This window comes from Pantoea brenneri (genome assembly GCF_038594305.1).
In the GTDB taxonomy this organism is placed as follows: domain Bacteria; phylum Pseudomonadota; class Gammaproteobacteria; order Enterobacterales; family Enterobacteriaceae; genus Pantoea; species Pantoea brenneri.
Genome location: NZ_JBCGBG010000001.1, coordinates 1,288,584 through 1,311,601 on the forward strand (window position 1 = coordinate 1,288,584; position 23,018 = coordinate 1,311,601).

At 55.2% G+C, this 23,018-nt stretch carries 29 protein-coding genes; 16 read left to right on the top strand and 13 right to left on the bottom strand.

Annotation, left to right across the window (positions count from 1 at the left end; genetic code table 11):
• The 6 genes from rsxG (at nt 1) to AABB92_RS05975 (ending at nt 5,786) form a co-directional block, all read left to right on the top strand.
• Entirely contained in the window at nt 1-633 is a 633-nt protein-coding gene (gene rsxG / locus AABB92_RS05950; protein WP_031377350.1) for an electron transport complex subunit RsxG, read from the top strand.
• Entirely contained in the window at nt 626-1,330 is a 705-nt protein-coding gene (locus AABB92_RS05955) for an electron transport complex subunit E (RefSeq protein WP_046288345.1), read from the top strand. Before rsxG ends, AABB92_RS05955 begins: the two co-directional genes overlap by 8 nt.
• Nucleotides 1,327-1,959, top strand: coding sequence for an endonuclease III (nth, locus tag AABB92_RS05960; RefSeq protein ID WP_031377352.1), 633 nt, complete (start codon nt 1,327-1,329; stop codon nt 1,957-1,959). Before AABB92_RS05955 ends, nth begins: the two co-directional genes overlap by 4 nt.
• 226 nt (nt 1,960-2,185) lie before the next feature.
• Nucleotides 2,186-2,908, top strand: coding sequence for an HPP family protein (locus AABB92_RS05965; RefSeq protein ID WP_031377353.1), 723 nt, complete (start codon nt 2,186-2,188; stop codon nt 2,906-2,908).
• Between the two features lie 210 nt (nt 2,909-3,118).
• Entirely contained in the window at nt 3,119-4,462 is a 1,344-nt protein-coding gene (locus AABB92_RS05970; protein WP_046288346.1) for an MFS transporter, read from the top strand.
• Nucleotides 4,440-5,786, top strand: a complete 1,347-nt coding sequence (locus AABB92_RS05975) for an enolase C-terminal domain-like protein (protein ID WP_046288347.1) — start codon at nt 4,440-4,442, stop codon at nt 5,784-5,786. The genes AABB92_RS05970 and AABB92_RS05975 overlap by 23 nt, the downstream gene beginning before the upstream one ends.
• Nucleotides 5,787-5,823: 37 nt before the next feature.
• Here the strand turns inward: AABB92_RS05975 and AABB92_RS05980 are convergent, their stop codons facing one another.
• The gene (locus AABB92_RS05980; RefSeq protein WP_031377354.1) at nt 5,824-6,522 is read right to left on the bottom strand and encodes a CTP synthase C-terminal region-related (seleno)protein; all 699 of its coding nucleotides are present in this window, start codon (nt 6,520-6,522) and stop codon (nt 5,824-5,826) included.
• A gap of 679 nt (nt 6,523-7,201) precedes the next feature.
• Here AABB92_RS05980 and dtpA point away from each other — a divergent pair.
• Together dtpA and gstA are read left to right on the top strand one after the other, a co-directional pair.
• Nucleotides 7,202-8,698 (top strand): dipeptide/tripeptide permease DtpA, encoded by a 1,497-nt coding sequence (gene dtpA / locus AABB92_RS05985; protein WP_031377355.1) that lies wholly within the window; start codon nt 7,202-7,204, stop codon nt 8,696-8,698.
• 149 nt (nt 8,699-8,847) lie between these two features.
• Nucleotides 8,848-9,453: a glutathione transferase GstA gene (gstA, locus tag AABB92_RS05990; RefSeq protein ID WP_031377356.1), complete on the top strand. Its 606-nt coding sequence runs from the start codon at nt 8,848-8,850 to the stop codon at nt 9,451-9,453.
• 69 nt (nt 9,454-9,522) lie between these two features.
• On the opposite strand, the gene pdxY is transcribed toward gstA, so the two are convergent.
• From pdxY to AABB92_RS06010, 4 genes are all read right to left on the bottom strand, one after another.
• Nucleotides 9,523-10,383, bottom strand: coding sequence for a pyridoxal kinase PdxY (pdxY, locus tag AABB92_RS05995; RefSeq protein ID WP_031377357.1), 861 nt, complete (start codon nt 10,381-10,383; stop codon nt 9,523-9,525).
• Between the two features lie 56 nt (nt 10,384-10,439).
• Nucleotides 10,440-11,714: a tyrosine--tRNA ligase gene (gene tyrS / locus AABB92_RS06000; RefSeq protein WP_031377358.1), complete on the bottom strand. Its 1,275-nt coding sequence runs from the start codon at nt 11,712-11,714 to the stop codon at nt 10,440-10,442.
• Nucleotides 11,715-11,854: 140 nt separating this feature from the next.
• On the bottom strand, nt 11,855-12,511 hold the full coding sequence (pdxH, locus tag AABB92_RS06005; RefSeq protein WP_031377359.1) for a pyridoxamine 5'-phosphate oxidase: 657 nt from the start codon (nt 12,509-12,511) through the stop codon (nt 11,855-11,857).
• A 25-nt stretch (nt 12,512-12,536) separates the two neighbouring features.
• Complete coding sequence (locus tag AABB92_RS06010) at nt 12,537-12,851, bottom strand: MliC family protein (RefSeq protein WP_031377360.1); 315 nt, start codon at nt 12,849-12,851, stop codon at nt 12,537-12,539.
• Between the two features lie 189 nt (nt 12,852-13,040).
• Between AABB92_RS06010 and AABB92_RS06015 the strand changes: the two genes are divergently transcribed.
• Complete coding sequence (locus AABB92_RS06015) at nt 13,041-13,244, top strand: hypothetical protein (protein ID WP_031377361.1); 204 nt, start codon at nt 13,041-13,043, stop codon at nt 13,242-13,244.
• Nucleotides 13,245-13,312: 68 nt separating this feature from the next.
• Here the strand turns inward: AABB92_RS06015 and AABB92_RS06020 are convergent, their stop codons facing one another.
• A complete protein-coding gene (locus AABB92_RS06020; RefSeq protein WP_031377362.1) occupies nt 13,313-13,993 on the bottom strand; it encodes an SOS response-associated peptidase family protein in 681 nt (226 codons plus the stop codon).
• Between the two features lie 306 nt (nt 13,994-14,299).
• Between AABB92_RS06020 and AABB92_RS06025 the strand changes: the two genes are divergently transcribed.
• The 3 genes from AABB92_RS06025 (at nt 14,300) to AABB92_RS06035 (ending at nt 15,460) form a co-directional block, all read left to right on the top strand.
• Entirely contained in the window at nt 14,300-14,533 is a 234-nt protein-coding gene (locus AABB92_RS06025; protein WP_031377363.1) for a YgdI/YgdR family lipoprotein, read from the top strand.
• Nucleotides 14,534-14,549: 16 nt separating this feature from the next.
• Nucleotides 14,550-14,780 (top strand): YgdI/YgdR family lipoprotein, encoded by a 231-nt coding sequence (locus AABB92_RS06030; RefSeq protein ID WP_031377364.1) that lies wholly within the window; start codon nt 14,550-14,552, stop codon nt 14,778-14,780.
• Nucleotides 14,781-15,187: 407 nt separating this feature from the next.
• Nucleotides 15,188-15,460 (top strand): hypothetical protein, encoded by a 273-nt coding sequence (locus AABB92_RS06035; RefSeq protein WP_031377365.1) that lies wholly within the window; start codon nt 15,188-15,190, stop codon nt 15,458-15,460.
• A 191-nt stretch (nt 15,461-15,651) separates the two neighbouring features.
• On the opposite strand, the gene AABB92_RS06040 is transcribed toward AABB92_RS06035, so the two are convergent.
• From AABB92_RS06040 to umuD, 6 genes are all read right to left on the bottom strand, one after another.
• The gene (locus tag AABB92_RS06040; protein WP_227021914.1) at nt 15,652-15,792 is read right to left on the bottom strand and encodes a hypothetical protein; all 141 of its coding nucleotides are present in this window, start codon (nt 15,790-15,792) and stop codon (nt 15,652-15,654) included.
• A gap of 108 nt (nt 15,793-15,900) precedes the next feature.
• Nucleotides 15,901-16,104: a hypothetical protein gene (locus AABB92_RS06045; RefSeq protein ID WP_031377366.1), complete on the bottom strand. Its 204-nt coding sequence runs from the start codon at nt 16,102-16,104 to the stop codon at nt 15,901-15,903.
• A 145-nt stretch (nt 16,105-16,249) separates the two neighbouring features.
• The gene (locus tag AABB92_RS06050; RefSeq protein WP_031377367.1) at nt 16,250-16,864 is read right to left on the bottom strand and encodes a TetR/AcrR family transcriptional regulator; all 615 of its coding nucleotides are present in this window, start codon (nt 16,862-16,864) and stop codon (nt 16,250-16,252) included.
• A gap of 209 nt (nt 16,865-17,073) precedes the next feature.
• A complete protein-coding gene (locus AABB92_RS06055) occupies nt 17,074-17,352 on the bottom strand; it encodes a hypothetical protein (protein ID WP_046288349.1) in 279 nt (92 codons plus the stop codon).
• Nucleotides 17,353-17,504: 152 nt separating this feature from the next.
• Nucleotides 17,505-18,773: a translesion error-prone DNA polymerase V subunit UmuC gene (gene umuC, locus AABB92_RS06060; RefSeq protein ID WP_031377369.1), complete on the bottom strand. Its 1,269-nt coding sequence runs from the start codon at nt 18,771-18,773 to the stop codon at nt 17,505-17,507.
• 2 nt (nt 18,774-18,775) lie between these two features.
• Nucleotides 18,776-19,195, bottom strand: a complete 420-nt coding sequence (gene umuD / locus AABB92_RS06065; protein ID WP_031377370.1) for a translesion error-prone DNA polymerase V autoproteolytic subunit — start codon at nt 19,193-19,195, stop codon at nt 18,776-18,778.
• A 336-nt stretch (nt 19,196-19,531) separates the two neighbouring features.
• On the opposite strand from umuD, the gene AABB92_RS06070 reads away from it, so the two are divergent.
• Entirely contained in the window at nt 19,532-19,783 is a 252-nt protein-coding gene (locus tag AABB92_RS06070) for a hypothetical protein (RefSeq protein ID WP_031377371.1), read from the top strand.
• Between the two features lie 96 nt (nt 19,784-19,879).
• Here AABB92_RS06070 and AABB92_RS06075 read toward each other — a convergent pair whose 3' ends face one another.
• Nucleotides 19,880-20,104 carry a hypothetical protein gene (locus tag AABB92_RS06075; protein WP_031377372.1) on the bottom strand — a complete coding sequence of 75 codons (225 nt, stop codon included), beginning with the start codon at nt 20,102-20,104 and terminating at the stop codon, nt 19,880-19,882.
• A 541-nt stretch (nt 20,105-20,645) separates the two neighbouring features.
• Here AABB92_RS06075 and AABB92_RS06080 point away from each other — a divergent pair.
• The 3 genes from AABB92_RS06080 (at nt 20,646) to AABB92_RS06090 (ending at nt 22,994) form a co-directional block, all read left to right on the top strand.
• Nucleotides 20,646-20,903 carry a biofilm development regulator YmgB/AriR family protein gene (locus AABB92_RS06080; protein WP_031377373.1) on the top strand — a complete coding sequence of 86 codons (258 nt, stop codon included), beginning with the start codon at nt 20,646-20,648 and terminating at the stop codon, nt 20,901-20,903.
• Between the two features lie 289 nt (nt 20,904-21,192).
• Entirely contained in the window at nt 21,193-22,041 is an 849-nt protein-coding gene (locus tag AABB92_RS06085) for a manganese catalase family protein (RefSeq protein ID WP_031377374.1), read from the top strand.
• 89 nt (nt 22,042-22,130) lie between these two features.
• Complete coding sequence (locus AABB92_RS06090) at nt 22,131-22,994, top strand: glucose 1-dehydrogenase (protein ID WP_031377375.1); 864 nt, start codon at nt 22,131-22,133, stop codon at nt 22,992-22,994.
• Nucleotides 22,995-23,018: the final 24 nt, after the last annotated feature.

Here is a 23,018-nt window from a genome sequence, read left to right on the forward strand (position 1 = left end):
ATGCTGGAGACGATTCGTAAAAATGGCGTGACGCTGGCGATCTTTGCCGCGATCACTACTGCGGCGACCGCAGTGGTTAATACCGTGACCAAACCCACGGTGGAACATCAGACTCAGCTACAGCAGAAAAACCTGCTTGACCAGGTGGTGCCGACCTCGCTCTACGACAACAACATCCAGCAGGATTGTTACGTTGTCACGGACCCGGCGTTAGGCAATGCCGCGCCCCACCATCTTTATCTGGCGCGTAACAACGGTCAGCCAGTGGCGGCCGCGCTGGAAACGACCGCGCCGGATGGCTATTCCGGTGCCATTCAGATGCTGGTCGGGGCCGATTTTCACGGTAAAGTGCTGGGTGTGCGGGTGGTGGAACATCATGAAACGCCGGGTCTGGGCGATAAAATCGAGTTGCGTATTTCGGACTGGATCAACAGCTTTAACGGCAAAGTGGTTCAGGGTCCGACAGATAAAGCCTTTGCGGTGAAAAAGGATGGCGGTGAGTTCGACCAGTTTACCGGTGCCACCATTACCCCACGCGCGGTGGTCAACGCCACCAAACGCACCGCACTGTTAATAGCAACCCTTCCGGAGAAACTCTCTTCGTTACCGGCATGTGGAGACGCAAATGAGTGAAGCTAAAAGCCTGCTGGTCGGCGGGTTGTGGAAAAATAACTCCGCCCTGGTGCAGCTGCTGGGTCTCTGCCCGCTGCTGGCCGTGACCGCCACCGCCACCAACGCCCTGGGATTAGGTCTGGCGACCACCCTGGTGCTGACTCTGACCAACAGTTTTATCTCCGCCTCACGCCGCTGGGTGCCGTCGGAGATCCGCATCCCGATTTACGTGATGATCATCGCTTCGGTGGTGAGCTGTGTGCAGATGCTGATCAACGCCTACGCCTATGGTCTGTATCAGTCGCTGGGCATCTTCATCCCGCTGATTGTGACTAACTGCATCGTGGTTGGCCGGGCCGAGGCGGTCGCCTCGAAAAGCAGCATCCCGCTGGCGGCGCTGGATGGTTTCGCCATCGGTATGGGTGCCACCTGTGCCATGGTGGTGCTGGGATCGATGCGTGAAATCATCGGCAGCGGCACGCTGTTTAACGGTGCCGATCAGCTGCTGGGTCCGTGGGCTAAATCGTTGCGGATTGAGGTGGTGCATTTTGACTCGCCGATGCTGCTGGCGATGCTGCCGCCCGGAGCCTTTATCGGTCTCGGCATGATGCTGGCGGGTAAATATCTGATCGACCAGAAAATGAAACAACGGGCTGCACAGCGCGCAGAAGCCGCTGCCTCTGCCGCTCCACAGGGCGCGACCGGGAAAGCGGTGTGAACCAGACCAAACGTAATGAGATCCTCCGTCGGCTGCAGCAGAATAATCCGCATCCGACCACCGAGCTAAACTTCAGCTCGCCGTTTGAGCTGCTGATTGCGGTTCTGCTGTCGGCGCAGGCCACTGACGTCAGCGTTAACAAAGCCACCGCCCGGCTCTATCCGGTGGCGAATACCCCGGCCGCGATGCTGGCGCTGGGCGTTGAGGGCGTTAAGGAGTACATCAAAACTATCGGGCTGTTTAACAGCAAAGCGGAAAATGTGATTAAGACCTGCCGCATCCTGCTGGAACAGCATAACGGCGAGGTGCCGGAAGATCGTGCGGCGCTGGAAGCACTGCCCGGCGTGGGCCGTAAAACCGCCAATGTGGTGCTGAACACCGCGTTTGGCTGGCCGACTATCGCGGTCGATACCCATATCTTCCGCGTCTGCAATCGCACCCACTTTGCGCCGGGTAAAAATGTCGAGCAGGTGGAGCAGAAACTGCTGAAGGTGGTGCCGGCGGCCTATAAAGTTGATTGCCACCACTGGCTGATCCTGCATGGCCGCTATACCTGCGTGGCGCGAAAACCGCGCTGTGGTGCCTGTCTGATTGAAGACCTGTGTGAGTATCCCGATAAGGTTGATTAATTTTCATTCTGACCCGCTACGGCGGGTCTTTTTATTTAGCGCCCCACCTGCCAGCGCCAATGACGACAGTTAAACATCGTTGCTGCCCCATGATTTCCCCTTTTTTCCGGGGTAAATATCGCCCCGAAGATACCTGCACAATTTGTCGGGTTGTTACATTGATGTTGATGATGGAAAATCGCCGACCCCGACGATAAGAAAAAGTTATGACACGGTGCGTAAAGTAATGAGCAAAAGCCCTTCCAGCGGGAGGCAGGCGATGCGCCTGTTTCTGGCCCGATTCTGGCCCCATCCGCTGGCGGTGAGTAAAAAGCATGTGATGATCGCTAGCCTCGGTGCTGGTATCGGATTGATCCTGACCAGTCTGCTGAGTCACTGGGTGCTGGGCGAGCTGAACCTGTGGTTTGTCGCGCCGGTGGGTGCATCGGCGGTATTGCTGTTTGGCGTACCGGCCAGTCCGCTGGCGCAGCCGTGGGCAATCGTCGGCGGCAATACGCTGTCGGCGCTGGCTGGCGTGACGATCGGTCAGCTGATCCCCAATCCGGCGATTGCCTGTGGCGTCGCCGCCTGCATGGCGATCCTGCTGATGTTTCAGCTACGCTGCCTGCATCCGCCGGGCGGCGCTGTCGCCCTGACCGCCATTCTGGGCGGACCCACAGTGAATCAACTCGGCTATCATTTTGTCCTGACGCCGGTGCTGCTCAACTCCCTGACCCTGGCGCTGCTGGCTATCCTGTTCAACAACCTTGCCGGGCGGCGCTATCCCCATCCGCTGGCACCGGAAGAGGTGAAACCGTCTCCGGTTGAGATACCGGTGCCGCTGACGCGCGCGGATCTGCATCAGGCGCTGGAAGGCGGCGAACTGCTGGATATCGACGAGGACGATCTGCAGGCGCTGTTGCAGCGTGCCGAACAGATTGCCCAGCGTCGTCAGACCGCCAAAGCGTGAGACGCCGCGGCCGGTAATGCTGACGGCCAGACCCTGAATATGATCCGACCCACAGTTTTGCTCAGCCAAAGCGAAGCGCCGGTCCAATAACATATTGATAACAATGATGCCCAGGCCGGACGCCCAGTGTCCCCTGGGCGATTGCCCATAGAGCCCGCCTTTTCAGCGCCCTACACTTTGCTCTTCTCTACGCAGCCGCGAGGAAGACCGATGGATAGCGCCCTGTCACCGCATCACGATGAGCTGATCGCCTCCGCCATCAAAAAGTTTTTTACCCGCATCATTCCGATGCTGGCCGTTATGCTGATCATTAACCAGATTGACCGTGCCAACATTGGCTTTATCAAGGCAGAGCTTCACACCGACGCCGGGATCAGCGCGGCCGCCTTCGGCCTGGGTGCCGGGCTATTTTTTATCGGTTACGCGCTGTTTGAGGTGCCGAGTAACCTGATGATGAAGCGTTATGGTGCCCGGGTCTGGCTGACCCGCATCATGATCACCTGGGGTATGGTGGTGGTGCTGACCGGCTTTATCACTTCTCCGCTGCATTTCTACCTGTTGCGCTTTTTACTGGGCGTTGCCGAAGCGGGCTTTTTCCCTGGCGTGCTGTTCTATTTTCGCCAGTGGGTGCCCAATGCCTGGCGCGGCCGGGCCACTGCGATGGTACTGAGCGCAACCGCCGGGGCATTTCTGTTTTCCGGCCCGATCACCGGCGCAATCCTGATGCTGCATAATTTTCTCGGTATCGCCGGCTGGAAATGGGTGATGTTCCTCGAAGGTGGTGCCTCGGTGCTGGTGGGGATCGTGGCCGCCTGGGTGCTGGTTTCGCGGCCCGCCGATGCCCGCTGGCTGAGCGAGCCGGAAAAGCAGGCGCTGGCACAGCAGCTGCACAATGAAGAAGCCCATCGTGATCGGCTTAACCAGCAGCCGGGCCGGATGTCACTGCTGCGTAACCGTAGCCTGCTGTTCTTCTGCGCCATTTTCTTCACCATGACCATGACCGGCTACACGCTGGTGTTCTGGCTACCGCAAATTATTCAGCGTATTCAGGGCTTCAGCAGCTTTGGCATCGGCATTCTGACCGCCGTTCCCTGGCTGTGCGCGATTGTCGCCATCAATCTGCTGAGCCGTTTTTCAGACCGCCATCGCGATAAGCTGGATAAAGCGCTGGGTGTCGCGATGCTGGTGGCCGCCTGCGGTACCTTTATGGCGACGCTGGGATCGCCGTGGTTTGGTTTTCTGGCGATGATCGTCGCCTGCATCGGCTCGAAAGTCAGCGCCACCTTCTTCTGGCTCATGCCACAGGGTGAACTGCCCGCATCGATTGTCGCCCCGGGAATTGCGCTGGTGAACTCCATCGGCAATCTTGGCGGTTTTTTCGCGCCGACGGTGTTCGGCTATCTGGAAATGAAGACCGGCTCGACCACCGGCGGCCTTTATGCACTGACCAGCGTGTCGCTGCTGACCGGTCTGTGGCTGCTGCTGCGCCGTAAACCCACCCCGTCTTCCCTTGTACCTATGGAGAATCAACATGTCAGCCAGTCCAGTGATTAAAACTATGCGGGTGGTGCCGGTCGCCGGCTATGACAGCATGCTGCTGAATATTGGCGGCGCGCATAACTGCTATTTCACCCGCATTCTGGTGATTATGACCGACTCCGCCGGCCGCACCGGCGTCGGCGAAAGCCCCTGCCACGCCTCGACGCTGGCGCTGCTGGAGCGCTTCCGGCCACAGATTGAGGGCAGCGATCTGCTGCGGCTCAACGCAACGATTTCGACGCTGTTTGCCAGCGATGCGCGACACCAGCAGAGCGCACATACCAATGACATTCACATTCCGCAGATGAACCCGGAGAAGTTCTACAATGCCGCTGCGGCGATTGAAGCAGCGCTGCTTGACCTGCTGGGACAGCATCTCGATTTGCCGGTCGCCGAGCTGCTGGCCAGCGGCAAACAGCGCGATCGGGTGCCGGTGCTGGGCTACCTGTTTTATATTGCCGACCGTAAACTGACCACCATGAATTATCAGGCGGGTCCGGCTGGTAGCGATGGCTGGCTGCAACTGCGCCATGAAAAAGCGATGGATGCTGCTGCCGTGGTGCGACTGGCGGAGGCTGCGACGGATCGTTACGGTTTCCGTGATTTCAAGCTTAAGGGCGGCGTGCACCACGCAGAGGTGGAAGTTGAAACCGTTAATGCCCTGCTGGCACGCTTTCCCGATGCGCGGGTCACGGTGGACCCCAACGCCAGTTGGTCACTGGATGACGCGATTTACTATGGACGCCAGCTGGCGGGTCGCATTCCTTATCTGGAAGATCCCTGCGGCGCGGAGAACGGCTATTCCGGCCGCGAGACGCTGGCAGAATTTAAGCGCGCCACCGGCATTCCGGTCGCCACCAACATGATTGCCAATGACTGGCGTCAGTTGCAGCATGCCTTACAGCTTAATGCCATCGATATTCCGCTGGCCGATCCGCACTTCTGGACGATGCGGAATGCGCATACCGTGGCGCAGCTGTGCCACGAATGGGGCCTGACCACCGGCTGTCACTCGAATAACCATTTTGATGTGTCGCTGGCGATGGTGGCGCACCTGGGAGCGGCTGCGCCTGGCGATCGGCTGACCGCCTTCGATACGCACTGGATCTGGCAGGATGGACAGCAGCTGACGCAGCAGGCACCCCAGATTCGCGACGGCTATCTGGAACTGCCTGAGGGGCCAGGACTGGGTATTACGTTAGATATGTCGAAGGTTGAAGCGGCACATGCTCTCTACAATGCACTGCCGGATAAGAACCGTAACGATGCAATCGGCATGCAGTTCCTGATTAATAACTGGCGCTTTGATGCCAGACGCCCGGCGCTGTTACGCGATTAATCGCGCAGCCGGTGACACTGTCACCGGCTGCTGGCGGTCAGCGCTGCGCCAGCGCGGCCTGCATCCAGGCGACCACCAGCGGTGAGGTCTTCTGTTGCAGCGCGGCCCGCTCTGACTGAAACAGCGTGGCGACAAAAAACGGGTGATCGTCCAGCTCAACACCGCGTACATCACCGTCTGAGTCCCAGGCGGTGATAGCCAGCGTCCTGCCGGCCAGCGCTGCGCTGAAGTCCGGGTTAACGCCAAAGTTACAATGGTAACCCTCATCGCTGTTCAGCGTGCCGTAGGCCCTGGCAATACGCGAACCGGCGGCAAATCTGACCGCGCCGCGCTGCTCCACCAGCGAACAGCTCAGTGGCGCTATCACCATCCGTCCGCTCTGGTCGGTCTCCGCATGTGCCGCATCCTGCCAGTCGAGCACGTTGCGGGCATACTCAATCACCGCATACTGAAACCCGCCGCAGGAGCCGAGAAAAGGTTTGCCCTGTTCCCGCGCCATACGAATGGTGGCAAACACACCGGCATCATGGCGATAAGGGCTGCCTGGCACCACCCAGATCGCCTCACGCTGTTGCAGCTGGCTGAGATCGCCCAGTTGTTCAGTGGCAATCCACTCTGCGTCAACGGTGATATTCAGCTCAGCGGCGGCACGTTCTATTGCCAGCGGAATCGCCTGATGGGCGACGGCGTCAGCACGGTAATCGCCGACCAGAGATAAACGTAAAGGGGAAGACATAAACCATCCTCATGAGGGGAAAGAATGAGGTTACAGGAATGTTAATTTGCTGTCGAGCGAGGCCGGACGCGCCGTGAATTTGTGCCCTCTGCACCCTACCGAACCGGGCATCTGATTCCGGACTGTCAGACCGCGCAGGCAATTTTTATGCTTCGATTGTCGTCTGCTGCCGTTTTTTGCTGCGCAGATTTTCAGCACGCAAACGGTTTCTTCTTTTTCTTCCTGAATTAAATCATCTATTTGTGCGCAGGATCGTCATTTGTTCACTTTTAGTGCAAAGCGGGCAGATAAATGACGGATATTTCGCCGCTTCGCCTGGAATATAGTCGCTGACTGACGAATAGTGCTGGATAGTTATTATTCAACAAACTATTAATCTGCATAATCCTCTATTAGCAGTTAATATCAATATTATCCAGCCACTGGCTCGCATCCACAGCATTTATACTGCTATAATCGACACTTGCCATATTTAAATCCGATTAACAGTTTGTTATAAGTTTTTTAACCCGACAATATCAGGCTAAACCAGTGGTCAGAAAATTCTTGCCCTGTCGCGCTTAATCAGCCAAATTAGTCGCCGCTTTTCCCTTCTAATAACAATCTTGCGCATGGACAACTCACATGACGCGGACTTAATTCCTGTCCCGAAACAGGGTGTGATAAAACTGAGGTACATGTGTCAACTGCAAACAAACACACTGATGAGACAGTCAGTCTCAATGCGTTTAAACAGCCAAAGGCGTTCTACTTAATCTTCTCGATTGAGCTGTGGGAACGTTTTGGTTTCTATGGCCTGCAGGCCATCATGGCGGTTTACCTGGTGAAACAGCTGGGGATGTCCGAATCAGACTCCATCACGCTGTTCTCCTCGTTCAGCGCACTGGTCTACGGACTGGTGGCGATTGGTGGCTGGCTCGGCGATAAGGTGCTGGGTACCAAACGCGTGATTGTGCTGGGCGTGCTGGTGCTGGCGCTGGGTTATGCGCTGGTGGCCTTCTCCGGTCACAACGTCAGCATTGTCTATATCGGTATGGCGACCATCGCCGTCGGTAGCGGCCTGTTTAAAGCGAACCCGTCTTCGCTGCTGTCAACCTGCTACGACAAAGATGACCCGCGTATCGACGGTGCTTTCACCATGTTCTATATGTCGATCAACATCGGCTCGCTGTTCTCGATGATGCTGACCCCGTGGTTAGCCGAGAAATATGGCTACAACGTGGCGTTCTCGCTGTCGGTCATTGGTCTGGTGATCACCCTGTTCAACTTCCTGTTCTGCAAGCGCATGGTCAAAGATTACGGTTCTAAACCGGATTTCGCCCCGCTGCAAATCGGTAAGCTGCTGATGACGCTGGTAGGCGTTGTGGTGCTGGTGGCACTGGCTAACTGGATGCTGCATCACCAGTCTATCGCCCGTCTGGTGCTGGCGGTGATTGCGCTGGGTATCGTGCTGGTGTTTGCCAAAGAGGCCTTTGCCCTGCAGGGTGCCGCGCGTCGTAAGATGATTGTCGCCTTCCTGCTGATGGTCGAAGCGATTCTGTTCTTTGTGCTCTACATGCAGATGCCGACTTCGCTGAACTTCTTTGCCATCCGCAACGTTGAGCACAGCATTCTTGGCATCACCTTTGCGCCGGAACAGTTCCAGGCGCTGAACCCGTTCTGGATTATGCTGGCCAGTCCGCTGCTGGCGGCGCTCTACAACAAGCTGGGCGATAAACTGCCGATGCCGCATAAGTTTGCTTTCGGCATGGTGCTCTGCTCAGGTGCGTTTCTGGTGCTGCCGGTGGGCGCGAAGTTTGCCAGCGATGCGGGTATCGTCTCGGTTAACTGGCTGATTCTGAGCTATGCGCTGCAGAGTATCGGTGAGCTGATGATCTCCGGTCTCGGCCTGGCGATGGTCGCACAGCTGGTGCCACAGCGTCTGATGGGCTTTATCATGGGCTCATGGTTCCTGACCACCGCAGGCGCGGCAGTGATTGCCGGTAAAGTGGCTAACCTGATGGCAGTGCCGGAAAACGTGACCGATCCGCTGATTTCGCTGGCCACCTATAGCCGCGTGTTCCAGCAGATTGGTATCGTGACCGCGGTCATTGCCCTGCTGATGCTGATTACAGCGCCGTTGCTTAACCGGATGACCCAGGATAACGACGCAAAAACCAAAGAGGTCGAGGCGTAAACCGTCTGACCCTTTACCCGCCGGGCACTGCCCGGCTTTTTTTTATTCCTCTCCCAGTCGCCCTCTCTCCGTTCCCTGATCGTCGTCACTGGCAATTCCGGGCCAGGCCCTTATGATGCAATGATCCCATCGCATCAAGGAGGCTGGTCATGAAACTGTTTTGCAAAGCGGGTGCCTGTTCTCTCTCACCCCACATTGTCATGCGCGAATGCGGGCTCGACTTCACGCAGGTGAATGTTGATCTGGCAAAAAAAATCACGGAACGTGGCGACGATTATTGGCAAATCAATCCCAAAGGACAGGTACCGGCGCTGCAGCTCAGCGACGGCACGGTACTGACCGAAGGCGTGGCGATTGTGCAGTATCTGGCGGACCTCAAGCCTGACCGCCATCTGCTGGCTCCGGTCGGCAGCCTGACGCGCTATCACACCGTGGAATGGCTGAGCTACATCAGCAGCGAACTGCACAAAAGTTTTACCCCGCTGTTTCGTCCGGATAGCACGGAAGAGGAAAAAAGCCGGGCGCGGACCCTGCTGACGGCTAAGTTCCGCTTTGTGGATGAGGCGCTGCGTGACAAGCAGTGGCTGATGGGGCTGCGCTTTAGCGTGGCCGATGCCTATCTGTATGTGGTGACGCGCTGGGCCAGGGCGCTCAGGCTCGATTTATCGGCCTGTACGGCGCTGGAGAGCTGGTTCAGTCGGGTGACGGCGCGGCCGGCGGTGCAGGCGGCGTTAACGGCGGAAGGCTTACACTGAGTCTGGTGCTACCTCAGCAAAAAATGAGCCGCTACGTGAACAGGGCCGATGATCCGGCCCTGCTCTGTTTTACAGCTTTTCAGCCGCGAAGTGCTGGGTCGGCGCGGCAATCGCATCCTGCGCGGCCACCAGTTGCAGTTCATACTCGCCCATCTGATGGGTTTTCAGCATCACTTCATACACTGCCGCCGTCACGTGCTCCAGCGCATCCTGTAAGCTTTTGCCGTGCAGCAGATTCACCAGCAGCAGGCCGCTGGTCAGATCGCCCACGCCAACCGGCTGCCGTACGCCAAAATCAACCAGCGGACGACTGATGTGCCAGGCATCTTCGGCGGTGACCAGCAGCATCTCAAAGCGATCGCTGCGACGGCCCGCCCGCGCCAGATGTTTTACCAGCACCACTTTTGGTCCCTGGGCGATCAGCGCCCGCGCGGCGTCTACCGCGGCATCAACGTCGGTAATGCTGCGCTCGCTCAGCATTTCCAGTTCCAGCAGATTCGGGGCGATAATATCGCTGGCCGGCATCGCCATTTTACAGTGAAATTCCGCCACGCCCGGCGCTACGATACAGCCCTTTTCAGGATGGCCCATCACCGGATCGCAGAAATACCAGGCGTCGGGATTAGCCGCTTTGACCTGGCGGACAATCTCTAAAATCTGTTCGCCCTGTTCCGCCGATCCCAGATAGCCGCTCAGCACCGCATCACAGGTCTTCAGGCGGTCGATGTCGGCGATACCTTTCACGATATCGGTCAGATGGGTGGCTGGCATCACCGTGCCGGTCCAGTGACCATATTGCGTATGGTTGGAAAACTGTACGGTGTTCAGCGGCCAGACGTTCGCGCCCATGCGGCGCATCGGAAACTCGGCAGCCGCGTTACCGGCATGACCAAAAACAACGTGCGACTGAATCGCTAAAATATTTTTCACTTGTTTGCCCTGTCCTGCCTTGCCATAAAAAAGGGCCGGAAACCGGCCCTGAAATCTTACTGCCAGTTAATCAGGCAGTAATGTTTCTTGCCGCGACGCAGCAGCGTGTAGCGATTAAACAGCTTATCGCTGTCGCTGAAGCGGTACTCCGCGTCCGACTGCTTCTCACCGTTGAGTGAGACGGCGTTTGAGCCGATCATGGTGCGAGCCTGACCGCGTGACGGCACCAGCTCCGCTTTCACCAGCGCCTGCTGCAGATCGTCCTCCGCGCTCAGGGTGATGGTCGGCATGCCATCCTGCGCCAGCTGTTCGAAATCGGCTTCGGTCATTTCGCTGATCGAACCGGAGAACAGGCTGGCGGTAATCCGTTTCGCGGCGGCCAGACCTTCCTCACCGTGCACCAGGCGGGTGACCTGCTCGGCCAGTACATACTGCGCACGTGGCGCGGTACCGCTGTTTTTGTCTTCTTCTTCCAGCGCATTGATCTCTTCAATGCTCATGAAGGTAAAGAACTTCAGGAACCGGTAAACATCGGCATCTGCGGTGTTGATCCAGAACTGGTAGAACTTATAAGGACTGGTTTTCTTCGCATCCAGCCAGACCGCGCCGCCTTCGGTTTTACCGAATTTAGTGCCGTCAGACTTGGTGATCAGCGGAACCGTCAGGCCAAACACCTGATTCTGATGCAGACGACGGGTCAGATCGATACCGGAGGTGATGTTGCCCCACTGATCGGAGCCGCCAATCTGCAGCGAGACGCCGTGACGCTCATTGAGGCAGGCGAAATCGTAGCCCTGCAGCAGATTATAGGAAAACTCAGTGAAGGAGATGCCCTGATCGTCACGGTTCAGACGCTGCTTCACCGCTTCTTTATTGATCATCTGGTTCACTGAGAAGTGCTTACCAATATCACGCAGGAAGGTCAGCACATTCATGCTGCCAAACCAGTCATAGTTATTGGCGGCGATAGCGCTGTTGCTACCGCAATCGAAATCAAGGAATGGCGCCACCTGCTGGCGGATCTTTTCAACCCATTCGTTGACGGTTTCGCTGGTATTGAGTTTACGCTCTGCTGCTTTAAAGCTGGGGTCGCCAATCAGGCCGGTAGCACCGCCAACCAGCGCGACCGGCTTGTGTCCGGCATCCTGAAAACGCTTCAGGCAGAGCAGCGGTACCAGATGGCCCAAATGCAAGCTGTCAGCAGTGGGATCAAAGCCGCAATAGAGCGAAATTGGCCCCTGCGCCAGTTTCTCTGTTAACGCGTCTTCATCCGTCACCTGGGCGATCAGGCCCCTCTCTTGCAATTGTTGTATCAGGTTACTGCTGGTCATCACTGACTCCAAATTGATCAGACTGCACCTATGCTGGTACACAGCTTTCCGCTGAGTTGCGGAATCGAAAAAAATGAGGGCTATAGCATAAAGCGCTGACGCCTTCTGTGCCAGCGCTGAAAGGCGGGAATCTTACCGATTCAGGGTGCCAGTCGGTCGATTTTCCAGCCGTCGTGATCGCGCTGATAGAGGAAACGATCGTGCAGGCGATGTTCGCCCCCCTGCCAGAACTCCACCGTATGAAATTTCACCCGGTAGCCGCCCCAGAAACTGGGCAGCGGGATCTCGCCCTGCTGGAACTTCTGCTTAAGCTCAAGGAACTTGCCTTCCAGTATGCCGCGCGCGGAGATGCGACTCGACTGCTTCGACACCCAGGCACCAATCTGGCTGTCACGCGGACGGCTGTGGAAGTACTTCAGCACCTCCAGCGGCGACAGCTTCTCGATCTCACCCAGCACCAGCACCTGACGCTCCAGAAAGTGCCACGGGAAATGCAGCGAAATACGCGGGTTGTGCGCCAACTGCAAGGCCTTACGGCTGCCCAGATTGGTATAGAACACCATGCCCTGCGCATCAAAATGCTTCAGCAGAACGATGCGTTGCCACGGCTGCCCCTCTTCATCCACCGTCGCCACGGTCATCGCCGTCGGATCGGGCAGCTTCGCTTCGCAGGCCTGGCTCAGCCACTGTTCAAACAGCACGATAGGATCGTCCGGCAGATCCTTACGGCGTAGCCCGCCGCGGGTATATTCACGCCGCAGGTGGGCAATGGTGTGTAGCGTATCGCTGTCGCTCATAATGTTCGCTCATTCAGATAAACAGTCAGCTGGCGGGTTGCAGCTCACAATCATTAACGACAATTTTATCGTTACGTTCGATAAACGCGCCGTTTCCTTTGGACCAGAAGACATAGTTGCCGTCGCTGTAGCGGGCACCCGAGGCGGATACCGTCTGTTTTAGCGTCAGCGGCTGACCATCCATAATAAAGCTGACCTGCTGCTGTGCTTCATCAAGGGTGACGGTCAGCGGCAAGGTACCGCAGCGGTAGTGCAGGGTCTGGGGCGCCGGTGGCTGTTTATGCATCAGGCTACAGCCCGACAGCAGCAGCGCAGCGGCAACGGTTAATCCTTTCAACATAAGCGGGTCTCCTTCACGAGTGAAGCTGGCATTATAAGAAGGATTTGACGTGAAGTAAGTGGGAATCAACGCCAATCTGGCCGACAGCTGAGATTGAGGTGCTTTATTGCGGTTTATCAGCCGGTTGTCTGAATGCACGCGCGGCTTAATCAGGCTACGCTCTATAGATCTGAAGCGAGGGAGACAAAAATGAAATTTGATAACGAAGATGCGTTCAAACTGGCAGTCGCGTTTATGAACCACAAAGAGAACGCCACCATAGCCAGTAGCTACTTTAAAACCTTTATCGACACCTACCAGAAATTCGATCGCTGGCTGAGCGCCTCCGATCCGATCAATGCGATGAAAGCCGAGAAAGCGGCCGCCAAAGCCGGGGAAGACTCGCTCCTCTGATCGGCCCTGCCGATCGGCGCACCCAGTTGATCAGCACGGTTATCAGCCCTGTCCGACCCGGTAGCGGCTCACTCTGCCGGGTCATCAATCTCCGCGATCAGGCTGGCATCCTGATGATGAATATTCCCCACCGCCTGGCTCACCGGGTGCCAGGCAAACGCCTGCTCCGGTAACGCCGCCTGCTGCGCAATCTCAACCGCCCGTTCTGGCGTCGTCTCCGCACTTAGCCACTCAGTTACTGCGCTGGCTTCCAGCACCAGCGGCCGCCGATCGTGAATATCAACCATCCCCTTATCGCTGGCGGCAGTCACAATCACAAATCCCTCTTTGCCGTGCTCGCGGTCATAAGGCGCTTTGCCGATAGCGGCGAAGAACAGCGGTTGCTGGTGACGATGGTAGATAAACCACGGCTGCTTCTGCTTGCCCTGTTTTTTCCATTCGTACCAGCCATCGGCTGGCACGATAGCGCGACCCTGTGCCCACAACGGTTTAAACATCCGTCCCTGCGCCGCGGTTTCGCTGCGCGCATTGATCAACGGGGCCTTGTGCCACCAGTCGGGACCGTAACCCCACAGCACCGGATCAAGATGCAGCTGGTTATCGTGCTGGTTAAGCAACAGCACCCGGGTACCGGGCGCCACGTTGTAGCGGCCGATCGGTTGCGGGTCGTAAATAATTTCATCTTCCGGGATCCCCAGCGCATCGAAATAGTCATTCCGGCTGCTGTACTGCGCAAAGCGTCCACACATAAGCACCTCCATGCTTAAGCATAGCTGACGCCGACGGCACCACCAGGACGGTGGCAGTGAGATTAATTTTACTGGTCTGACCTTTTTACTGCGGATTATTTGCGTACCCTTTAACCAGGCGGACAAATAACCTGCCCGACTGCTTTCATTGGCAATAAATGCTATATCCGGCGCACAGGTGGACGATTATTCCCCTGCACGCGCCTTTCTGGCCAAAAATTAGCCAACGAAGCGCTACAGAGCCAGCAAAATTTATAAAGGCGTCTATGCTGTATACGTCTGGATTTACTTCAAGGAGATGAAAAAATGAAAATGAAATCCCTCTCGGCTGTCGCTTTGGTGGCCCTTTGTTTAGGCACCCTGGCGGGCTGCGCATCTAATCAATCGATTAAGACTACCGATGGCCGCACTATTGTTACCGATGGCAAGCCACAAATTGATGATGATACCGGACTGGTCTCATATCGCGATGCTCAGACCGGTAAAACCGAGCAAATCAATCGCAATGAAATTAGTAACATGAGTGAACTCGACAACTAATTATAAGGTGAATACGATGAAAAAAGCGCTGATTTTACCTCTTGCTGCATTGATTGGTATGACCGTATTAACCGGTTGCACCCGTACCAGCTACGCAATCCACACCAATGATGGACGCACCATTATTAGTGATGGCAAACCTTCTGAGTCAGATGCTGGTCTGCTGGCATATAAAGATGCCAACGGCGTTAAGCAGCAAATTAATAAAGCTGACGTTAAAGCAGTTTCTGAAGTGCCAAATAAATAATTACGGATATTCCGTTATAAAGCCGCCGCATGGCGGCTTTATTTTTGCTTTTTTTTAGCTGAAACGTTAATCGCGGCCTGTGCTGCAGTGCGCCCTTAACACCGCCGCCCTTCAGCTGTGTCGGGCTGTCCGGTGCTACTGCCGCGCTTTATTCCGCCCCTTCGCTTATCTGAATTTCAGGCTCATCCAGCTTTTGTTACCGCTATTATGTGTACCCCGAGTGGCGTCAAAAATAGTAATGCGTAACGTTTTATCGCGATATCAGTAAGTTAACCGGATAGGAAAAAGTTCATTTTATTTGCTGATGACTTTAATAGCGTCTGCCTTAGGGGATTCCACTTTCGTTTAAGCTGCCTTTAACTAGAATAATTATTGTGTTATTTACATTTTCACTCAGGAGGTTACCCATGGTATTTCACGATAAATCAACCGGTCATATGATTCTTGGTGAAGCCGCCATTAACCTGGCGTTTGAACAACAGGATATTACGCTGGTATCACTGATTCGACAGTTGGGTGAGATGGCTGAAAATGAGCGTAACGACGATCGCGTGGCGCAAATTGCTGATGCGCGCAACTGGCTGAAAAGTTTTATCAATGCTTCAACCCGCGATCGGGCCGAGCTGAACTGGCTGGTGGTGACCGGACAGGAACCGGTTGAACTTAAAAACTATCGTTAATCCTTCCTCTCCGGCTGACAGTTCTGCCGAGGGCACCTTCTCCGGTGCCCGTATCGCCCCGCTGCCCGCCTTTTATTACCGCGTCATGCTGCTTCAGACAAGCCAGCTGAAAAGCGAATCCTGTGCTCTGCGGCGTGCCGGGCAACGGCAGGCTGACCTGTCCGGGCCGACTGTGGCGCTATCCAGTTCGCCTATTCAGTCAGTGGCTCGCCGTTTTCGGTTACGCTCTGATGCGACGGATGTTGTGTCGCATGGGTTTCGAACCCGCCACGGGCGGCAAAAACGGAACAGCCGATAGCGGCCACCAGGGTCAGTAAGATTGAGGTTTTCACGAAACAGGCCTTAATTTTCTACGCAGGATAATGGAGCAGAAAAGCCTGGCACACAATAAGCGGTTCGGAAAGCGCACCGCAGAATTTCTCTGACTGAAAAGCGCGGGGCTAATGGAGTTTACGCGCCAGAATGCGAATCGCTTTCCGACAGGATAAGCGCGTATTACGGTCAGGTGAACGGACGCGCAAACTGTGCAGCGCAGTGATGATCTCATGAACACTCAGCACTTCATCGGGCCTGATCAGGCGTGAGACCACTTTTCCTATCAGGGCGCGAATTTCATCATTAATCGTCAGGTCGTCGTCTGTCACTGCTCGCTCCCGGGCATCTGGCGGGCGGCGATTGTCCCGCCGCGGGTTATGATCGTTGCCATCGCGTTTCTCTTGTTCGCTGTGGGTTACCTCTGTCCGTTTACCGATAAATTTAGGAAGCGCTCGCCTCCTAATTAGCTAAATTTTAACCCAGCACTTTTAATGCCAGGGCAAGGGTCTGTTGTTCGTCTGCCACATCGCTGACCTTGCCCGCCACCCGCATCCCATAGGCAATGCAGAGGATCAGTCCGGCAGCCGACTCAACATCCAGCGTGGCGGAGACAGAGCCATCCTGCTGTCCCTGCTCCAGCAGCGAAACCAGAAAGCACTGATTACGCACCACCACCTGATTGATGCGGAGCGCCAGCGCCTCATCCAGCGTCTGCAATTCAATCGCGCTGGCGACCACCAGACAGCCGCGTCGCCCTTCAACGGCACGCGCGGAATCGAGATAAAACTGCAGCAGTTCCGCTATTTTTGCCCGTCCGCTGGTACAGGGCAGCAGCCGGCGGCGCAGCTCGGCATTACGCAGCAGCAGATAACGTTCAAACACCTGCAGAAACAGGGAGCGTTTATCTTTAAACGCCTTGTAGATGCTGCCAGCAGAGAGGTCCATCGCCTCGCCCAGCTCGCTCAGTGATGCCGCGTGATACCCTTTTTGCCGAAAAACAATCATGGCGTGGTCCAGAGCCTGTTCAATATCAAACTCTCTGGGGCGGCCCCGTTCTTTGTTTTTATGCGCTGTGGCTATCGTGATCATCATTACCGGCCAGGGGGAAAGGTGCTCCCGTAAAAATCAACAGGGGATTGTATCCCAGCCGCTGATAATAAGTATACCGCGCTGATACTTTATCTTCAGGCACGGGTTCGGCTGCGTGACAATTTAATCGCCTTAATGGTTAACGATGCTACTCAATTTATGCTTTTTAGTGAGAACCTATTTTCCCGGCATCAGAACAATCCCGCCGCTTATTTATCCGGCAATAATGCTGCCTCGGCGTGACGTTCGGCCTTTTGCTGGCGGCGTTTCTCGCTATTTATTTTGATCAGCCACAGCGTAAATTGTTTAATAAGCAAGCTGGCATGGCTTTCATTATCCGCAAAGCAGATAAATAGCTGAGATTTTATATTATTGCTCTCATCGACTGCATAAATTTCATATTCCTCTTCGCGACGGTTTTTTACTATCGCGGTGAAATGTATGGCCGGCCACTGATTAATTCTGTTTTCAAATTGTCTAAAATTCATCACATTTACCTAAATATTTTATCAATACACCCGACCAGCTAACAACTGGTCGGGCCAGGTAAAGGATAACGGCCCGATAATTTCACTGCGTGATAAAAAAAGCTTTTATCCGGAAATCATTATGCTACGGCGGCAGTAAAAACAGCGGGCGCTTATTTCACTCTCGCGACCGGTAAATCGGTCAGACGGGTAGTGTAAGCGGGCGACAGCATCTCGCGTTTCATCGCCCACTCTTTATGGATGCCCTGCCCGGCAAACCACAGCTTTCCCCGGCCTTTCTGGTTGATGCGGTCAACCAGCTGCATCAGCACCTCGCTGTCAGCGCGCGGTGGCATCTCATCGAACAGATTAAGCTGGGCTACGCCCTGACTGAAAAAATCGCCCAGCAGGACACCGGCTTTCATATAGCGGTGGCCCTCTATCCAGATATTATCCAGGCACGCCATGGCGACGCGGATAATGTCACGCGTGTCATGGGTTGGGGTCAGCAGCTGACCGGTAGACTGATTGCCATAGAAAGTTTCGTTGACCGCATGCGGACTGGTTCGCACAAACACCCCGACCTGACGGCAATATTGTTTCTCCCGCCGCAGTTTTTCTGCCGCCCGTTCGGCATAGGCGCAGATGGCCTGCCGCATCTGATTGTAATCGGAGATACGGCTGCCAAACGATCGCGAACAGATGATCTGCTGCTTCACCGGAGTGAACTCTTCCATTTCCAGGCAAGGCTCGCCGCGCAGCTCCCTGACCGTACGCTCCAGCACCACATTAAAATGCTTGCGAATGGTCGGAGTACTCTGGGCAGCCAGATCCTGCGCGGTCTCGATCCCCATCGCATTCAGCCGTTTCGCGATGCGGCGACCTACGCCCCACACCTCGGCGACATCAATCAACGCCAGCAGCTTTTTCTGCCGCTCAGGATCGGACAGATCGACGATGCCGCCGGTTTTGCTCCACTTCTTGGCGGCAAAATTAGCCAGCTTCGCCAGGGTTTTGGTCTGGGCAATGCCGACGCCGACGGTCAGATGCGTCTCTTTCAGCACCCGTTGGCGGACCTGGCGGGCAAAGGTTTCCAGCGCCGTACAGTTCTGCACGCCGGTCAGATTCAGAAACGCTTCGTCGATCGAGTAGATCTCAACCGAAGGTGCCATCTCTTCCAGGATGGTCATCACCCGTTGGCTCATATCGGCGTAGAGCGCATAGTTCGAGCTGAAGACCTGCACCCCATGACGCGTCAGCTCTTCACGCATTTTAAAATAGGGTGCGCCCATTTTGATGCCCACCCTTTTCGCCTCAGCGCTGCGCGCAATGACACAGCCGTCGTTATTCGACAGCACCACCACCGGCTTGCCGCGCAGATCGGGCCGGAACACCGTTTCACATGAGGCATAAAAACTGTTCACGTCGACCAGCGCGAACATGATTAATGGGTCGATTTAATAACGAAGGTCACCACACCGAACACTTCAAGCGCATCTTCCGTTTTAATGGCGATCGGCTTGAACTGGGTATTCATCGGCATCAGTTGCAGGCAGGGATGGAGCTGGAGGCGTTTAACCGTGAATTCACCGTCAACGGCGGCGACCACAATATCGCCATGGGCAGCGGTCAGCGAACTGTCGACCACCAGCATGTCACCGTCGTTAATACCCGCGTCTGTCATCGATTCACCGCTCACCCGGACAAAATAGGTGGCGCTGGGTCGCTGAACCATCAGCGCGTTTAAATCAATTCTTTGTTCGACATAATCCTGCGCCGGTGAGGGAAATCCGCAGGGTACCCGTTCGATGTACAACGGCAACGGCATAACGGCGTGCAGGTCCGCAGGTTTGATGAACTCCATAATAACACTCCTTTTCCAGATAACTGTATATAAACACAGTAATATCGAATTACCCTTTTAATCAAGCGCAACGGAAAAGGTTTAAGCGAAGGGGTTGATGACAATGCACTTTTTTTTGTGGCGTTTTTTTGCGCTGGCGTAATATTCAGCAGAAAGCGATCACTATCACCGCACAAGCTGAGCGGCGCGACTTGTTGATCGGGAATGGCGGTATAATCGCCCGGCTAATGCATTATTCTGACTTAAGGAAAATCTGACAAAGTTTGTCTGCTGCCTGCGTTGTTTGAATATCCGGCGTGGCATGGTTATTCTGCGGTGTTTAATCATGGAGGTGTTATGTCAGACGATGCGCGAATCAAACATCTTGAAGATGAAGTCCGTCAGCTAAAAGTAGAGACCACGGTATTAAAAGAGATCCTCGGCCAGCAAATTGCGCTGAATAATCTCAACTACAAAGGTAAGTTTGATGATGTGCTGGCGGCGCTGGCGAAAGAATATGCCGGACGCGGTCTGGATGAGGGCGATAACCGGGCGATCCATGACACATTACGGCAGTACATTAAATATGAGCCGCCGTCAGTAGAATAAGCGTTACCCGGCAGCCAGAGCGTTGCCGGGCTTCAGCGGCGACCCGGTGCTGAGGCCCGGTCTGCTATCCACACCTCGCCGCCTCAGGCCGCAGGTTTACACTTCGCTATCGCTTTCCAGCGCATCCTGAATCGCATCCGCCAGATTAGCAATTTCATTGGCCACCGCCTGCAGATCCCACGCCGTTTTTGAACCGGTCGCCGAGGTTGACGCACTGACTGACTCTTTAGCTACCGCCAGCGCCGCTGCCACCGCCACCGTGCGCTTGTGCTGTTCCTGCGTGATGCCGGCAGGCGGAAGCGCGAAATAGTCGTTAATCATGATCATCTCCTTCTGATAAGTAAGCGCTAAACCTTAGCCTTCTGAGGCGCAGGTGTGAAGTGAATTGTGCTGGCTTCACGGTCAGGTGAATAAGATTGCCACCGTTGTACCGCCCGCCCCTGTCCCGTCAGCGCGGTTTTACTGTCTGAACCTGTACAGGTTTTTGCGGAAAATCACCCAGACGTACAGCCTTGAGCGGAAATATTTTTTTCAGCGAATTTGATAAAGAAAAAGCGAAAAGCGCAGCGACAACAAGATAACCACTTGTATTTAAATATATTTAATAAAAATTAACCGTTAATTATTTTAAACATGCATGTGAAATACACCACCGACCAGTAAAATTTTATCGAATTTCGTTGTACAAGTTTGTCGTTATTGTATAACTTTGCGCCGTGATGTTAAGTCACTTGTAACGAAAGGTGCATTGCACCGCATCTGAAGGTGTCGTGGATTTCCACCTTCAGATGCTCTTTTTTTGCGTCGTCCGCTGACCGGACCTGAAATGGCGCATTTACCCCCCTTTTTGATGAGGCCTGATATGCAAACGACAATCAATACAGAGTCTCAGATTTCTGAATACTTCATGAACTCTGGCACTCCGGTTACCAGCGAGAAAGAAGTTATTGCAGCCGTCCATGCTGAACTCGCGCATTACAAAACCCACGTTTCCGATAAAGACATTGTGCTGGGCCTGATTCATCGCCTGGAGAGTGAGCGTGACGTGGCTAAACAGGATATTTATCGTCAGGCACTGGAACACGTTCTGCAGAATGCGTCGTCGACCAGTAACAGCTGACATCCTGTGTCTGTTGTGAGGGATCACTGATTAGCACGGATGCTTTTGCTTCCCAGAATTTGCCCCGCCTGCGGGGCTTTTTTATGCCTTTTCTTCCGGTGGTCAGCGTCATCATTCTACTGTAATCAGCCCTCATCGGCGGACCAACCGTTTATCCATTTTTCGCGGTTTTTTGCCGCTTATCCCCTCTTACTCATCCACTAATTGCTCTCGTTACGCTTTCTTTTTTCGCTATCCCTGTCCAGGCTTTTTTCTGCATCGAGTGCAAACACTGACGAGGAAAAAAATCATGTTTCTTCATTCATCAAAACTCCAGTTCCCGGTTCGCGTCGAGAAACCAGATCCAGAATTCGCCATGCTGTTACAGCAAGCCATCGGTGGCGTAGAGGGTGAAATTCGTGTGGCGATGCAATACTTTTTCCAGGCGATGGGCGCGCGTGGCGATGCCCGGATTCGGGATCTGCTGATCTCCACCGCAACCGAAGAACTCGGCCATATCGAAATGCTGGGCTATGCAGTGGCACTCAACCTTGAGGGCGCACCGCTCTCCTACCAGGAAGCCTCAGCCAAAGATCCGGTGGTTAACGCCATTCTGGGCGGCATGAACCCGCGTCATATCCTTTCATCGGGTCTGTCAGCGATGCCGGTGAACGCCAACGGTATGCCGTTCGACATGAGCCATATCTATGCTTCCGGCAACGTGGCGGCCGATATGCTGGCTAACGTCACGGCTGAAGCCACCGGCCGCGTGCTGGCGACCCGCCTGTACAATATGACGGAAGATAAAGGGATGAAGGACTTCCTGTCGTTCCTGATCGCTCGTGACACCATGCACCAGCAGCAGTGGCTGGCGGTGATTGAAGAGATGGGCGGCCTGAATGCTTCGCTGCCTATTCCAAACAGCTTCCCGCAGGAAAATGAAGCGCAGGAGCACTCTTACTACTGCCTGAACACCTCGCTGGATAAACCGCTGCCGGAAGGCCGCTGGAGCAATGGCCCGGCCTACGACGGTCACGGCCAGTTCAGTGCAAAACAGCAGCCGGAGATCCTCGGTGATGAGCCGCTGCTTGGTAACGCCCGTCCAGGCTCAGGCGCACAGCAGGAGCAGATTGACGGTGTCGCGTCACCGAAACCTTAATTGACGCCAGCGTGTCAGTCAGGGCCACAGCCGTTCCGGCGGTCCTGACTGACTGTTTTACGCTAACGGATTTTTATGGAGGAATATTCATGTCATCGACTCAACGCCCCCAACCCCCTTTTGCCGAACAGCAACAGAACTGGCCCGGTACGACCTCGGCCATGCAGCCGCAGCCCGATCATGGTGAACAAAGTTATCAGGGCTCAGGCCGGCTGGCGGGCAAAAAAGCCATTATTACCGGCGGCGATTCCGGCATCGGTCGGGCGGTCGCTATCGCGTTTGCCCGCGAAGGGGCTGATGTCCTGATCTCTTATCTTGATGAACATGAAGATGCGCAGGATACCGCCCGGCTGGTCGAAGCCGCAGGCCAGAAAGCGATTCTGGTGCCAGGCGACATTACCGAGGCAGCACACTGTTCCGCCATCGTTGAGAAAGCGGTAGAAGCGTTTGGTGAGATCAACATTCTGGTGAACAACGCGGCTTATCAGATGACGCGTGAATCGCTGGATGAAATCAGCGATGACGAGTTTGACCGGACGATGAAAACCAATCTTTACGCCCTGTTCCGCATCACCAAAGCGGCAGTGCCGCATATGCCAGCGGGTGGATCGATCATTAATACCGCGTCGATCAACGCCGACCAGCCAAAGCCGAAGCTGCTGCCCTACTCGGCGACTAAAGCGGCTATCGTCAACTTTTCCGGCAGCCTCGCCGCCATGCTGGCGGAAAAAGGCATTCGCGCCAACGCGGTAGCACCGGGCCCAATCTGGACACCGCTGATCCCGTCGACCATGCCGGTTGAGCAGGTGAAAAACTTTGGCAGCGAAGTGCCGTTGCAGCGCGCCGGTCAGCCGGCTGAACTGGCCCCGACCTATGTGATGCTGGCCAGCGATGAGGCCAGCTATATTTCGGGCGCTACGGTCGCCGTCACCGGCGGCGTGGCGATTATTTGAGGTCGCTTCCCCTTGCTGCCCGAC

Coding starts and splice junctions, on each gene's coding strand:
- rsxG (WP_031377350.1), top strand. CDS start 1: ATGCTGGAGACGATTCGTAAAAATGGCGTGACGCTGGCGATCTTTGCC.
- AABB92_RS05955 (WP_046288345.1), top strand. CDS start 626: ATGAGTGAAGCTAAAAGCCTGCTGGTCGGCGGGTTGTGGAAAAATAAC.
- AABB92_RS05965 (WP_031377353.1), top strand. CDS start 2,186: ATGAGCAAAAGCCCTTCCAGCGGGAGGCAGGCGATGCGCCTGTTTCTG.
- AABB92_RS05970 (WP_046288346.1), top strand. CDS start 3,119: ATGGATAGCGCCCTGTCACCGCATCACGATGAGCTGATCGCCTCCGCC.
- AABB92_RS05975 (WP_046288347.1), top strand. CDS start 4,440: ATGTCAGCCAGTCCAGTGATTAAAACTATGCGGGTGGTGCCGGTCGCC.
- AABB92_RS05980 (WP_031377354.1), bottom strand. CDS start 6,522: ATGTCTTCCCCTTTACGTTTATCTCTGGTCGGCGATTACCGTGCTGAC.
- gstA (WP_031377356.1), top strand. CDS start 8,848: ATGAAACTGTTTTGCAAAGCGGGTGCCTGTTCTCTCTCACCCCACATT.
- tyrS (WP_031377358.1), bottom strand. CDS start 11,714: ATGACCAGCAGTAACCTGATACAACAATTGCAAGAGAGGGGCCTGATC.
- pdxH (WP_031377359.1), bottom strand. CDS start 12,511: ATGAGCGACAGCGATACGCTACACACCATTGCCCACCTGCGGCGTGAA.
- AABB92_RS06010 (WP_031377360.1), bottom strand. CDS start 12,851: ATGTTGAAAGGATTAACCGTTGCCGCTGCGCTGCTGCTGTCGGGCTGT.
- AABB92_RS06015 (WP_031377361.1), top strand. CDS start 13,041: ATGAAATTTGATAACGAAGATGCGTTCAAACTGGCAGTCGCGTTTATG.
- AABB92_RS06020 (WP_031377362.1), bottom strand. CDS start 13,993: ATGTGTGGACGCTTTGCGCAGTACAGCAGCCGGAATGACTATTTCGAT.
- AABB92_RS06025 (WP_031377363.1), top strand. CDS start 14,300: ATGAAAATGAAATCCCTCTCGGCTGTCGCTTTGGTGGCCCTTTGTTTA.
- AABB92_RS06030 (WP_031377364.1), top strand. CDS start 14,550: ATGAAAAAAGCGCTGATTTTACCTCTTGCTGCATTGATTGGTATGACC.
- AABB92_RS06035 (WP_031377365.1), top strand. CDS start 15,188: ATGGTATTTCACGATAAATCAACCGGTCATATGATTCTTGGTGAAGCC.
- AABB92_RS06050 (WP_031377367.1), bottom strand. CDS start 16,864: ATGATCACGATAGCCACAGCGCATAAAAACAAAGAACGGGGCCGCCCC.
- AABB92_RS06055 (WP_046288349.1), bottom strand. CDS start 17,352: ATGAATTTTAGACAATTTGAAAACAGAATTAATCAGTGGCCGGCCATA.
- umuC (WP_031377369.1), bottom strand. CDS start 18,773: ATGTTCGCGCTGGTCGACGTGAACAGTTTTTATGCCTCATGTGAAACG.
- umuD (WP_031377370.1), bottom strand. CDS start 19,195: ATGGAGTTCATCAAACCTGCGGACCTGCACGCCGTTATGCCGTTGCCG.
- AABB92_RS06070 (WP_031377371.1), top strand. CDS start 19,532: ATGTCAGACGATGCGCGAATCAAACATCTTGAAGATGAAGTCCGTCAG.
- AABB92_RS06075 (WP_031377372.1), bottom strand. CDS start 20,104: ATGATTAACGACTATTTCGCGCTTCCGCCTGCCGGCATCACGCAGGAA.
- AABB92_RS06080 (WP_031377373.1), top strand. CDS start 20,646: ATGCAAACGACAATCAATACAGAGTCTCAGATTTCTGAATACTTCATG.
- AABB92_RS06085 (WP_031377374.1), top strand. CDS start 21,193: ATGTTTCTTCATTCATCAAAACTCCAGTTCCCGGTTCGCGTCGAGAAA.
- AABB92_RS06090 (WP_031377375.1), top strand. CDS start 22,131: ATGTCATCGACTCAACGCCCCCAACCCCCTTTTGCCGAACAGCAACAG.